The sequence below is a fragment of the Capnocytophaga ochracea DSM 7271 genome, from assembly GCF_000023285.1.
In the GTDB taxonomy this organism is placed as follows: domain Bacteria; phylum Bacteroidota; class Bacteroidia; order Flavobacteriales; family Flavobacteriaceae; genus Capnocytophaga; species Capnocytophaga ochracea.
In genome coordinates this window covers 1,702,501-1,716,236 of the sequence record NC_013162.1, presented here as the reverse complement: position 1 = coordinate 1,716,236, position 13,736 = coordinate 1,702,501, and the positions used below count along the sequence as shown (strand labels likewise).

At 41.6% G+C, this 13,736-nt stretch carries 9 protein-coding genes and 1 rRNA gene; 6 read left to right on the top strand and 4 right to left on the bottom strand.

Annotation, left to right across the window (positions count from 1 at the left end; genetic code table 11):
- The first annotated feature begins 69 nt into the window (after nt 1-69).
- A complete protein-coding gene (gene hemC, locus COCH_RS07300) occupies nt 70-936 on the top strand; it encodes a hydroxymethylbilane synthase (protein ID WP_015782575.1) in 867 nt (288 codons plus the stop codon).
- Nucleotides 937-1,008: 72 nt separating this feature from the next.
- Here hemC and gyrB read toward each other — a convergent pair whose 3' ends face one another.
- Nucleotides 1,009-2,985: a DNA topoisomerase (ATP-hydrolyzing) subunit B gene (gene gyrB, locus COCH_RS07295; RefSeq protein WP_015782574.1), complete on the bottom strand. Its 1,977-nt coding sequence runs from the start codon at nt 2,983-2,985 to the stop codon at nt 1,009-1,011.
- Nucleotides 2,986-3,781: 796 nt separating this feature from the next.
- Between gyrB and deoC the strand changes: the two genes are divergently transcribed.
- Together deoC and COCH_RS07285 are read left to right on the top strand one after the other, a co-directional pair.
- Nucleotides 3,782-4,444, top strand: a complete 663-nt coding sequence (gene deoC, locus COCH_RS07290; RefSeq protein ID WP_015782573.1) for a deoxyribose-phosphate aldolase — start codon at nt 3,782-3,784, stop codon at nt 4,442-4,444.
- Nucleotides 4,444-5,208, top strand: a complete 765-nt coding sequence (locus tag COCH_RS07285; protein WP_015782572.1) for an exodeoxyribonuclease III — start codon at nt 4,444-4,446, stop codon at nt 5,206-5,208. Before deoC ends, COCH_RS07285 begins: the two co-directional genes overlap by 1 nt.
- A gap of 66 nt (nt 5,209-5,274) precedes the next feature.
- On the opposite strand, the gene COCH_RS07280 is transcribed toward COCH_RS07285, so the two are convergent.
- Nucleotides 5,275-6,549, bottom strand: a complete 1,275-nt coding sequence (locus COCH_RS07280) for a sensor histidine kinase (protein ID WP_015782571.1) — start codon at nt 6,547-6,549, stop codon at nt 5,275-5,277.
- Nucleotides 6,550-6,551: 2 nt separating this feature from the next.
- Entirely contained in the window at nt 6,552-7,223 is a 672-nt protein-coding gene (locus COCH_RS07275) for a response regulator transcription factor (protein ID WP_015782570.1), read from the bottom strand.
- A 936-nt stretch (nt 7,224-8,159) separates the two neighbouring features.
- Here COCH_RS07275 and COCH_RS07265 point away from each other — a divergent pair.
- From COCH_RS07265 to COCH_RS07255, 3 genes are all read left to right on the top strand, one after another.
- On the top strand, nt 8,160-11,462 hold the full coding sequence (locus tag COCH_RS07265; protein ID WP_015782569.1) for a T9SS type B sorting domain-containing protein: 3,303 nt from the start codon (nt 8,160-8,162) through the stop codon (nt 11,460-11,462).
- Between the two features lie 9 nt (nt 11,463-11,471).
- Entirely contained in the window at nt 11,472-12,875 is a 1,404-nt protein-coding gene (locus tag COCH_RS07260; RefSeq protein WP_015782568.1) for a PorP/SprF family type IX secretion system membrane protein, read from the top strand.
- Between the two features lie 89 nt (nt 12,876-12,964).
- Nucleotides 12,965-13,399 (top strand): septal ring lytic transglycosylase RlpA family protein, encoded by a 435-nt coding sequence (locus COCH_RS07255; RefSeq protein ID WP_015782567.1) that lies wholly within the window; start codon nt 12,965-12,967, stop codon nt 13,397-13,399.
- A gap of 86 nt (nt 13,400-13,485) precedes the next feature.
- Here COCH_RS07255 and rrf read toward each other — a convergent pair.
- Nucleotides 13,486-13,595: ribosomal RNA gene (rrf, locus tag COCH_RS07250) — 5S ribosomal RNA — on the bottom strand.
- Nucleotides 13,596-13,736 lie beyond the last annotated feature (141 nt).

The window sequence follows — 13,736 nt, the reverse complement described above, 5'->3', positions numbered from 1 at the left end:
GCAAATTTATCAATTCTCAATTGCTAATTGATAATTATTTTGTACTTTTGTCGCTCTAAATTCAATACAATGAACACCATACGCATAGGTACACGCGATAGTGAGTTGGCTCTCTGGCAAGCTAAAACGGTACAAAACCAATTAAAAACCTTAGGTTATCCCACTGAGATAGTAAGCACTAAATCTCACGGAGATATAGAGCTAAGCAAACCGCTCTACGAAATGGGGGTTACCGGTATCTTTACCAAAGCGCTGGATATTGCCTTGCTCAATGGCGAAATAGATATTGCCGTACATAGTATGAAGGACGTACCCACGGCTTTACCTGAAGGAATTGCGGTAGGGGCAGTGCTCAAGCGCGGAAATCCTCACGATGTATTAGTATACAAGGGTGACCTTTCGTTTTTGGAGGCTGAAATAGCAACTATAGCCACCAGCAGTTTACGACGCAAGGCGCAATGGTTACACCGCTACCCGCATCATAATATAGAGAGTTTAAGGGGAAATGTAAATACCCGCTTGCAAAAACTCACCGATAACCCTTGGAATGGGGCTATCTTTGCTGCTGCGGGCTTGGAACGCATTAATAAATTACCTGAAAAACACTTGGTGCTGGATTGGATGCTACCTGCACCTGCGCAAGGAGCTATCGTAGTGGTGGTGCGCGAGGATAACGTAGCCTTGCAGAAAAAACTACTCCCTCTCCACGACGATTATACTTATATAGCTACTCAGTTAGAACGCGATTTTCTTCGCGCTTTAGAAGGTGGGTGTACAGCACCTATTGGAGCTTTTGCTGAGTTTAAAGATGATAAACTCTACTTCAAAGGAGGCTTGTGGAGCGAAGATGGCAAAGAGGCTTCGGTAATAGACGAAGTTCTCACTCAAATAGATGAATATACCGGAGAAAAACTTGCTACAATGATAAAAGGTTAACGTTAATGGTTAAAAAAAAGCGCAACACTTGTAACCAAGTGTTGCGCTTTTTTATTGCTTGTTATACTATAACTACGCATCAATTTTAGCGTACTTAGCGTTTTTCTCGATGAACTCACGACGTGGTGGTACTTCATCACCCATCAGCATAGAGAATACGCGGTCGGCTTCAGTAGCGTTGTCGATGGTTACTTGGCGAAGGGTGCGGTGTTCGGGATTCATCGTGGTATCCCACAACTGGTGATCGTTCATTTCACCCAAACCTTTATAACGCTGGATATTCACATTGCCCATTTCAGCTGAAAGGGCATCGCGTTGTTTGTCGTTCCAAGCGTACTCTTCGCGTTTGCTGTTTTTGCTTTTTACTAAATAGAGCGGTGGTGTGGCAATATACACGTGTCCGTTCTCTATAAGTTCGCGCATATAGCGGAAGAAGAACGTAAGGATAAGAGTAGTGATGTGCGAACCGTCTACATCGGCATCACACATAATAATCACTTTGTGGTAACGGAGCTTGCTCAAATTAAGAGCTTTGGCATCTTCCTCAGTACCCACAGTTACACCCAAAGCGGTATAGATATTCTTAATTTCATCGCTATCGAACACCTTGTGTTGCATTGCTTTTTCGACGTTGAGGATTTTACCTCTGAGGGGTAGTATCGCTTGGATATCTTTGTTACGTCCTTGTTTAGCTGTACCGCCCGCTGAGTCTCCTTCGACAAGGAAAAGTTCGCATTTTTCTGGATCTTCTTCAGAACAGTCGGCGAGTTTACCAGGAAGACCGCCACCACTCATCACGCTCTTACGTTGTACCATCTCACGAGCTTTGCGTGCTGCTTGACGTGCTTGGGCAGCCAAAATCACTTTCTCGACAATGGTTTTGGCATCGTTAGGATTTTCTTCGAGATAATCTTCGAGCATTTGTCCTACGGCTTGAGATACGGCTGAGGTTACTTCGCGGTTACCGAGTTTGGTTTTTGTCTGTCCTTCGAATTGAGGTTCGGCTACTTTTACCGAAATGACAGCGGTAAGCCCTTCACGGAAGTCATCACCTTCAATCTCCACAGGGTTCTTTTTATCTTTACTCATCTTCTCGAGCAAGCCTGATTTATCGGCATAGGCTTTGAGGGTACGAGTGAGCCCCATACGGAAACCTTGCAAGTGAGTACCTCCTTCAGAAGTATTGATATTATTAACGTAAGAGTGTAGGTTCTCGTTATATGAATCGTTGTAAATCATAGCGACCTCCACAGGGATACCGTTCTTTTCACCGTCCATAGCTATCACGTTTCCGATGATAGGCATACGGTTGCCATCGAGGAATTTAACGAACTCTTTTAGTCCGTTTTGTGAATAGAATTTTTCGGTGATAAAGTTACCTTTTTCGTCTTTGTTACGAAGGTCGGTAAGGGTGATAGTAATTCCTTTATTTAAATAAGCGAGCTCGCGAATACGGGCTGCGAGGGTATCGTATTTGTATTCAATAGTTTGTTCAAAAATTACTTCATCGGGGTGGAAAGTAACCTTAGTACCGCGTTTATCGGTGTTGCCCACTTGTTTTACAGGGTACATCGCTACCCCGCGTTGGTACTCTTGTTGCCATATTTTGCCGTCGCGGTATACGGTAGCAGTAAGATGGTCGGAAAGGGCATTTACGCAGGAAACTCCTACCCCGTGCAAACCACCTGATACCTTATAAGAACCCTTGTCGAACTTACCTCCGGCACCGATTTTAGTCATTACCACTTGAAGGGCAGAAACGCCTTCTTTCTTGTGGACATCTACTGGGATACCGCGACCGTTGTCTTCCACGGTGATAGAATTATCCTCATTAATGGTTACCGAAATAGTATCGCAATAGCCTGCGAGCGCTTCGTCGATAGAGTTATCGAGCACCTCGTATACAAGGTGGTGTAACCCGCGCGTACCCACATCGCCGATGTACATTGAGGGGCGCATACGCACGTGTTCCATTCCTTCAAGGGATTGGATATTGTCTGCCGAATATTCAGCTGAATTTTGTTGTTCGTTATATAATTCTTCTGCCATAATTTTATTATCGAATCAAGGGTGCAAAGGTATGAATTAATTTATTAATGAGCAAATTTTATAATAGATAAATAAAATTAGAAAATGAGAAAATTAGAGAATTAGAGAATTAGGAAATTTGGAAATTAGCAAATGGGTAGTGATAAAAAGTTTTTTTGACGGGTCTGACTTGTCGGACAAATTGGACTAGTCTGAGTTATCGGAGGAAAACGAAAAATATAAAAAGTGAGTTGGGAGGATTTTTAGTGAAAAAAGGGTGTAAGAAGGGTGGGGTTAGCTTATAGAGAGCTTATAGGAAGCTTATACGAATCTTGGACGATTGGTATAGAAAGGGTATATAAATAGTTGATTCATAATATAATACAACAACGCTAAAAATGTTAAAAACGGGGTTTCGAGGCGAAAGAAAGAGGAAGAGGTGCTAGGCCTTAGGCCATAGGCACTAGGGGAAATGTGACGGGAAAAAGAGAAGAAATAACGAATGATGAATGACGAGAGATGTGACGCAAAAGCAATCACGATATTGTAAATCAGAGATAATCACTCTTTTTAATTCTTAGATTCGCTTTACTATCTTTGCTGTTAGAAAAAAAATATCTACCTTTGCCAAAAATATTTAGAGCTACGCAGGCAGAAATTGTAAGATTTGAAACAGAAGTAAGTGCGTTAGACTTCTCTTTACTTACAACTGTTAAGAAGAAAGTTGTAATAACACGAGTGTAAGAACAAATAAGAATTGACAAATAGAAAAGAATCGGTTGGACTCTTTTCAGTTTTAACTTTTAACTAAAACAATATGGAATTAAACAAACTAATTGACCACACGCTTCTAAAAGCAACGGCTACCATTGCGGATATTGAGACCCTTTGCAAAGAAGCAGTGGAGTACGATTTTTATTCGGTATGTGTGAATAGCTGTTATGTAACAACAGCTAAGAAATTTTTAGCAGGCACTGATATCAAGGTGTGTAGCGTGGTAGGCTTTCCCTTAGGAGCAATGTCGGCTAAAGCAAAATACTTTGAGACGGGTGAAGCTCTCTCCGATGGTGCCGACGAGATTGATATGGTGCTAAACGTAGGCTTGTTAAAATCTGGTGAAGTGAACAAAGCGTTAGACGAAATTATATCGCTGAAACGCTGTGTAGGTGAGAATAGAGTGCTAAAAGTAATCCTCGAAACCTGCTACCTCACTGACGAAGAAAAACGCTTGGCTTGCCGTATGGCTCTTGATGCTAAAGCGGATTTTGTAAAGACCTCTACAGGATTTGGCTCAGGAGGGGCTACCCTTGCTGATGTGAAACTAATGAAAGAATGTGTGCAAGACAAGGCAAAAATAAAAGCCTCAGGAGGTATACGCGACTACGAAACAGCTATGCAGTACGTGAACTTAGGGGTACAACGCATTGGCACATCGAACGGTATTGCTATCTTAAAAGGAGAAAAAGGAACGGGCTACTAATGAAAATTATCAGTTATAACGTAAATGGCATTAGGGCAGCGCTTACGAAAGGCTTTGCCGAGTGGCTGAAAAGCGCTAACCCCGATGTGTTGTGCTTACAAGAGATTAAAGCCACAGAAGACCAAATCCCTACGGAAGTTTTTTCGGAATTGGGCTATAAATATCAGTATTACCACAGTGCAGAGAAGAAAGGTTATAGTGGCGTAGCGATACTCTCTAAAATAGAACCTAAGCACGTGGAAATAGGTACGGGTATCGACTATATGGATAAGGAAGGACGGGTGCTTCGCGCCGATTTTGAGACGCTATCAGTAATGAGTCTGTACTTGCCCTCAGGTACAAACCCTGACCGCCTTGACTTCAAACTGACTTTTATGGCTGACTTTAAAAAGTACATAGACAAACTGAAACAGAAGGTGCCTAACCTCGTTATTTGTGGCGACTATAACATCTGTCACGAGGCGATAGACATTCACGACCCCATACGAAATGCCAATGTATCGGGCTTTCTTCCGATAGAACGCGAGTGGTTGGATAAGTTTATGAAGAGTGGTTTTATTGATAGTTTTCGCTATTTCCACAAAGAAGCACATCAGTACTCGTGGTGGAGCTATCGCGCGAATGCTCGCAACAATAACAAGGGTTGGCGCATCGATTATCACTTGGTATCTGCTCCCTTAGAAAACCGTATGGAGCGCGCACTTATTCTCCCCGAGGCTAAACATAGCGACCACTGCCCTATCTTATTAATGGTTAATGATTAGTGGTTAATGATTAAAGGCTGTCTGAAAAGTTTATGCTGTTATAGTTTTTCGGACAGCCTTTGTTTTTTATTTCTTCTTTAAAGTAAAACAGTGCATTTCCTCTTCAAAACTATACTTCACCTGCAATTGATAACTATCGGCAATAGACTTTACAATAGCTAAGCCTAAGCCGGTGGAAGTAGCGTCCTGCTGCCCTTTGTGGAAGCGCTGGAAAATCTTGTTGGGGTGTAAGCGTATTCCGTCTTTGGCAGTATTCTTCACTTGAAAACAGTTTTCTTCTAAACGGACTTGTATCTCCCTTCCCTTTTCGGTGTATTTAATGGCATTGCGCAATAAGTTCGACACGAATACCGTTGCCAAATCCTTATTCATTTCCACTTGAAAATCACTATCTTCTTTCACCGTAATTTTCAATTCTTTAAAGGCTATTAAATCACTGAGATCTTCTATAATAGTTGCTGTGAGCGCTTGAAACGATATGCTCTCAGCTTGCTTGTATTGGTGATTTTCTATGCGGGTGAGCATCAGTAGCGACTTGTTTAAATGAGTCATTCGCATTAGTGACTGCTTGACTTCACTAAGCTGAACTAATTGCTTTTCGGTCAGTGAAGGGTCATCGGCTAATAGTTCTAATTTGTTGAGAGTAATAGCTAAGGGTGTTTGCAATTCGTGTGAAGCGTTCTCAATAAACACTTTCTGTTCTTCAAATACTACTTCGTTGCGTTGCCACATTTGCTGGATATTGTCGTGCAACACGTTGAACTCAATCACATCGGTAACGATAGGTTGTAGTTTGGTTTTATTTCCTACTTCATATTGGCGAATAGCTGTGAGTATCCCCTTGAAAGGCTTCCATATTTTATTGATAACTAACAGATTGACAAGATACATTGAGAGTACCAACACCACATACAATACCCCCAGCGCAATGGCTAAATTAAACAGCAAATCGTCTTTTTCTACCGTAGAGGTGCGTATTTCAAGCGTATAAGGGTTCATATCGCGGTCGTAGAAACTCGTTTTGAGTACCCTGTATGGCTCGTCTTCATCATCAAAAGGCATATAGAAAAAGGCATTACTAAGAATATTATGGTCGGAGAAATCATCTTGCGAGGGGTACACTCTAAAGTCTTCGATACCAAATTCATTTATCTTTAACAGTTCGGGGTGACGAAGGATATTTTGGATAATGAGCGTCTTCTTGTCTTTCAGTCCGTCATCGATATTGTCGTACACCTCGTCTAAAATATAAGCGTAGAACACCGCCGCCCACACCGCCAAGATGAGCAAAAAGGTGAGCGTGAGGTAGCGCAAGGTGTAGTTTTTCAGTGATATTTTCATAGTTATACCAATTTATAACCAATGCCATAAACCGCTTGGAGGTCTATTTCGGCTTCGGCAGTTTTGAGTTTTTTGCGGAGATTTTTTATTTGCGAATAGATAAAATCGAGGCTATCGACTTGGTCGATATAATCTCCCCAGACGGCTTCGGCAAGGGTGGTTTTCTCTACCAATCGTTCAGGACGAATGATAAAGTAATACAAGAGGTCGTATTCCTTTCGGTTGAGAGTAAGGGTTGTATCGCCTACCTTCACGGTACGGGTTTCGGGGAAAAACTGTACGTTTTTGAGGGTAATCACTTCCTCACCTTGCTGGTTTTTGCGCCGTATAATTGATTTGACGCGAGCCAAGAGTTCGGCGAGGTGAAAAGGTTTTGCAAGATAATCGTCAGCGCCCTTTTCGAGTCCGAGCACCTTGTCCTCTACCGAGTCTTTCGCTGAGATGATAAGCACTGAATGGTTCTTTTTCATCGCCCTAAGCTCGTCCAGCAATTGCATACCGCTACCGTTGGGCAACATAATGTCCAAGAGGATGCAATCGTAGTCGTAGTCGGCAAGTTTAGCTAGCCCCGAAGGGTAGTCTTTCGCTGTTTCCACCAAAAAGTGTTCTTGTTCGAGGAACTGTCGCAGGGTGAGGCGCAGTTCTTTTTCGTCTTCTATAATCAGGATTTTCATACGGGGGCAAAGATAATAAATAATTGCGAATGAAGAAAGATTGGGAAATGAGGAAATGAGAGAATGAGGAAATTAGCAAATTAGAGAATGGGGTAAATACCAATAATGCCAAAAATGCCAAAAATACTGATAATACCACCAAGGGGAATGGACGGGTCGGACAGGTTAGAGGATGGATTGGAGGATTCGGAAGGAAACAGAGATTTTCAGAAGAAGGTTAAGGGCGTTTTTGGTGAAAAAAGGCTATGAGAAGGGTGGGGTTAGCTTATAGAGAGCTTATAGGAAGCTTATACGAATCTTGGACGATTGGTATAGAAAGGGTATATAAGTAATTGACTTATAACACGATATAACAGTGCTAAAAATGTTAAAAACGGGGTTTCGAGGCGAAAGAAAGAGAAATAGGTGATAGGCCTTAGGCCATAGGCACTAGGAGGAAATATTCCTCTTTACACATACCCAGTTGTTGCTGGCTATCTCAATGAGTGGGAATGTGGCGAGTTATTTATTTGGTAAGCCCCCGAACCCCCGAAGGGGGACAAGCTGGAAAAGGTGATAAACCTCCCCTAGCCCTCTTCAAAAAGGAAATGTAGAGACGGGGATTATACCGCTTGTGGTTTTATCTTTTAGCTTTTACCTGCGTAAGCTTTGCGTTAAACATTCTTAAAAGATTCTTAATTGATGCTTAAAATTTCACAGGAGTAGCGCGATGGTATAGGGAATGTGAAGTGGGATTATATAATAAAAAGTGTATAATTTTCAGCGAGTTATAACAGAAAGCAGGTAAGGACGTTGAGTAAAGGTGACAGGAAAGTGTAAAAAAAATGGACAATTAATTTTGTGTAGATATTTCTTTTTCGTATCTTTGCACCGTGTATAGTACCCAGTGGGTATGATTTATAGTATTTTTAGCAATGTTTTAATTCGTATTTTAAAATGAAAGTAAGCAATTTTTTTAAATACATAAGTGTTTTTCTGCTCTTATACTTCTTTGGTATAGAAGGAGTGCAAGGACAAGATAATAAACTAGTTTCTGCAAAAACAAATTTTTCTTTTGTTTGTGCAAGTGCTACTAACAATGGGAAACTTCAGCCAAACAATCCAAAAGATGATTCAGGATTTAGAATTAGTGTACGTTGGTCACCCCCTCTTCCAAATGCTGATAATAAATATATATTTGAACTTTCCGATGCTAATGGAAGTTTCAATAACCCAACTGTACTACAAACTCAGAATGAAAAATTTTGGCCTGGAAAGACATTAAATACAGCCCAGACCTTTGAAGCCTATGTAACTTTCCCTAAGACTTTAAAGGGTAAAAAATACCGGATTCGCGTACGTTCAACCAACCCTGCGAGCGAAATAATAGCTACTATTGGTAGTAGTCCTAATCAGGAATTTGAAGGTTCTTATATGAATGTAGCACAAGCTTTAAAAACTACTCCTTCAGGTAATATAAATCTTTGTCCTGGACAGTCATTAGAAATATCAGTAGCACAAATTTTTACTAGTGTTGGAAGTACCAATATTTCTGACTACAAGTATGTTTGGTATAGAAAACCTTTTGACCCTTCTTACCACGGTAGTTCTTGGGGAATTAAAATACCTAATCAAACAGGTCCTAAACTTACTGTAACTGAAGAAGGAACATATATAGTAGCTATCGATTACGGCGATAACTGCTTTGACCGAAATTATTCAAAGTCCAACAACATCACTGTAAAAGTTGCAGGCGGTGGACAGTCGTTAGTGCTAAGTAGTTCGGCTACTGAGATATGTAGCTCAGAGAGTTTTACCCTTACGGCTACCCCTGCGAGCAATGAGACCTATACGTGGTATCGCGACAATACTAAGTTGGGCGAAACTAACGGGGTGGCTACCTATGTGGTGTCGCCCCCCAATAATCTTCCGGGTAAATACCGCGTGCAGATAGGCAACGGCAGTGCCTGCGATGTGCGCTCCAATGAAATAGAGATAAAACATAAAGATGCTATTAAAGCTAATATTACTACCACAGGGGGCAATGTATTGTTGCCCAACAAACAGCGTACCCTCACTGTAAACACCACTGCCCAAAATCCTTCGTACAAATGGTTTAAGGACGGGGTGGAAATACCGGGGCAAACTGCCAATACTTATGTAGCCACCAGCGCAGGCAAATACAAAGCCCAAGTAACCCAAACGGGCAGTTGTGCCTCGACGATAGAAACTGAGGAGTACGAACTCAAAGCCCCTGATAGCTTCAAGGTGAGCATCAAGCCTAAAACTTCTTATCAGCCTTGCGAGACGAACAGCATAGACCTCACGGTAGACAAAATCACAGCCGTATCGGGCGCTACTGAGCTTGCGATAGACCCGAGCGACTATTCGTTTTTCACTTTCCAATGGCAAAGAGAAACGGGCGGTGCCTTTACGGATATCAACACCACGCAAGAAATCACCCTTAACAGCGCTACCCAAAATGGCAAATACCGTTTAAAAATAACAGCTTCGGGGTTTCCTGCCATTCCTGAATCGAATGTATTAGATATCCAGTTGCAGGACAGCAATGCGTTGCGCATTAACAATAGTGTAGATAATGTGGATTTCTGTGGAGAGGTGTATACGCTCACGGTTACCACGGGTGCCGACCCTACGGCTACTTACACTTGGTTTAAAGACCGCGTGCAAATAGCACAAGGGGTAGGAATGACCGAATATGGGGTAACTACCACAGGAGTGTATTACGCTACCATAGGCGGTACGGGCGGAGGTTGCCCTGCTACATCTAACTCGGTAGTGGCAAAGCGTACCGTTATCACAGCACGTTGGGCGGAAGATATGAACACTCGCGAGATTTACTACCCTGCAAAAACTACGGTACTGAAAATATCGCACAATATGACCAACCCTACTGTGGAATGGAAGAAAAACGGCACCGTAATAACAGGCGCTACGGGTGTGGAATACACAGTTACTGATACGCCTGTATCGGCTGACGTATACGAAGCAAAAATCACCGATGGCGGTAGTTGTGGTACAAGTATCAGCCTTACCCCTATTTACTTTGAAACCATTGCTGATATTAAAGGCGTGAGAGTAGGAACGGTAGCGTCTACCAACTGTGAAACCCGTACGCAAACCACTCTTGAAGTACAAAAAATAACCGTACAGCTAAGCAGTAGTGGAGAACAGGTGGAAGTAAAGAAAATAGATTACCAATTCTTTAACTTCCAATGGCAAAAAGACAGCAACGATGTGCCAGGCGAAACCCGACAACAGTTTGTCGTGTCGCGCGCAGGTAACTCAGAATCGGCTAAATATTCAGTGCGGGTTAGTTATGGCACGATTATCAAGACTTCGGACGAAAAACCGGTAGCGTTTACTCCTATCCCCGATTTTGAAATATCGTCGGCTGACGGTGCGAAGGGAACCGTATACCTTTGCCAAGGAGGAACTATTAGTCTTACCGTAGCTGCTGATAGCTTCGACCCTAACTCATCAGTAGCCGATAGTTTTTCATACGTATGGAAGAAAGTAACGAGTGCCAATTACACTAACGACACTCCCATAGGCAGTGAAAACCCTACGGCAAGCGTGAACGAAATAGGCGAATACTATTTAGAAATTAACAACGGCGGTTGCCCTAAACGCGCTCATATACAAGTGAAGAACTACCAAGTAGGTGGTTTGAAATTGAGTTTAATGCGCGACAGTCAAGGCACTGCTCCTGTGAAACAAGTATACCAAACCAGTACAGCACGTGAGCGCAAGTTCGACGTGCGTATAGGTGATAGATTAGTTGCCGAAGGGGGTAATAAATTCAGCTGGACAAAAGACGACGGCACGGTGAAATACGGCACAACTTTGGAGGTGACCTCTGAGGATATGTCGGGTTCTTATACACTGAAAGAGGAGTCGTGCGTGGCAGCAGACGAGAACATATTGCCTTTTGAACTGAATATCTACCAAGTGGTGGAAGTGCCTAATGTGGTAACTCCTAACGGCGATGGTATTAACGATAAGTGGGAAATACCGTCGGTATACCTCACTCCGAAAGTGAAGGTAACGATATACTCACAAGAAGGTAAAGAAGTACTCTCGACAAACAACTACCAAAATAATTGGCCTGATGAGCGTACTTTCAATGACCTTGGCAAGCGTGCGCTTATCTATATCTATACCCTCAAAGGTGAGATTACCGAAAACGGCGAAACGAGAAGCGTGGATAAGAAAGGAACCATTACAATACTTAAATAAGAATTGACGATGAAGATAGTACATAACATAACGATAACAGTGTTGGCGCTTAGTGTTCAGTTTTTATTTGGACAAAGTGATGGTAATTACCTACCCTACGAAATGCCTGGACATACGGATGTAAAATACAATACCTACCTGATGAACCCTGCGTTTTCAATATTTAGCAAGAATGAGTCGCAAATTACCTTTTTCCATCGCAACCAGTGGATGGGCTTTAAGGAAGATAAGTTCAATACCTTTGGGCTCTCTTATGGCAAGAAGTGGGGTGGCGATGCAGGTAGAAAGAATGATTACTACGATGGCAACAATATGGCTCACGGGTTGGTTTTTCAACGTACAGCAGGTATATTTGCCAATATAGGTATACTAGGAAACTACGTACACCAAGTAGAGATATCAGATGATAACTTTTTGCGCTTAGGGCTAAACGTAGTGTTTGCCCGCAGTAGTATCGACAGAAATAAAGTGCGCGTAAACGTGCAAGACCCCTTGATAGAGAATGCGAAACCTACGAGTATCATCAACTTACAACCAGGGGTAGACGTAAACTTTAACTTCTGGCATTTTGGTATTACCGCGGAAAACCTCTTAGACTATTCGTTTTCGGCAGGAGAAATGGCAGTGCCTTTTAATGAAAAGTCGCTCACCGCTCACGTGATGTATCGCAAAGAATTGGATTCTCGCAGTGATTTCTTAGAAGATGGTTTTTTCAGTGTATATGCTAAAGCTAAGAGAACCAAAGATAATTTTCAAATGGGCGGACACGTGATGTTGGACGTTCCTCTGGGTTGGGCTTACGCCGGTTATGACCAAAAATATGGAGCTTTCGGTGGCTTAGGCTTCAACGTGACTAACCACTTGAGCGTAGGATTTGGCTACGAACAAACCATTGCTAACTATGTAGCTGAATTGGGTGGTAGTTATGATGTGGTAGTTTCTTATCAGTTTGGTGGCAAACATCATATTAAGAAACCAATTAAGACCACTCCTCCTGAACCTACTGTGGTAACACCTCCAACTCCTAAGGTAGTAACTCCTACGGTAACAGAAACAAAAACACCTACGGTAGAAACTCCTAAAACAACAACTAAAACACCTACTGTTCAAGAAGAATTAGACAAGCGCATAAGAGTGGTAGAAGACCCAAAAATAGAGGGTATATCACAAGGCTATTATGTGATTGCAGGAGTATTCCAAAATCCTAAAGGAGCTTACCAAATGAGACGAGATATAGAGAATTTAGGTATCAAAGTATTCACATTTAAGAATAAAGAAAATGGTATGCACTATATCTATATTGATAGAGCTTATGAATCGCGCGGTGAAGCAGGTGAAACATTGCTCAACTTGTTGAAACGTCCTGAATTTAAAAACTCTAACATTTGGGTACTAAAAGTAGGTAACCTATAAAACATTTTAAGTAATATAAAAACGATGCTTTGCAATAGTAAAGCATCGTTTACTTCTAGAAAAGAAACATAAACTAAAAAAGAAAATATATGAAGAATAACTTTTTGAAAATAGCAATATGTCTTATAGGACTATTAGCTTTACAGGCTTGTAGCACTGTAGATAGCCATAGATATCCTCACGAAAAAAAAACAGTTACAAAAAAGACTGCGAATATAAAAACAGGCGTTTATAAGACCAATGTAACAGCTACCTATTATCACGATAAGTTCAATGGAAGAAAAACTGCTAGTGGGGCTGTATTTAGCAATAGTAAACTCACCACGGCACACCCCTCGTTGCCTTTTGGTACTCAACTAAAGGTTACCAATCGCATAAATGGCAAATCAGTAGTTGTTACTGTTACTGATAGAGGTCCCTTTACCAAAGGGAGAGAGCTCGACCTCTCTAAACGCGCCTTTATGGAAATCACTGACAATAAAAACAAAGGATTGATACAGGTAGATATAGAGATTGTAGAATAAGGAGTAAAACTCCTTATTTTTTTTTGCATTATAGAAATAAACAAATAAAAAAAGAGCAATTCTTTATCAGAATTGCTCTTCTTATAAGAAGGCGGCGACATACTCTCCCACGTGACCGTAGTACCATCTGCGCTAAAAGGTTTAACTGCTCTGTTCGGAATGGTAAGAGGTGAGACCTTTGACTATAACCACCTTAAACTTTTTAGGTGTCAGGGGTTAGGTTTCAGGGTAATCCCTAATGCCTATAACCTACTACCTGTAACCTTATTTTTTTAACATATAGGGATAAAAAACATATTTTTCAATTGACAATTGACAATGGATAATTGACAATTTT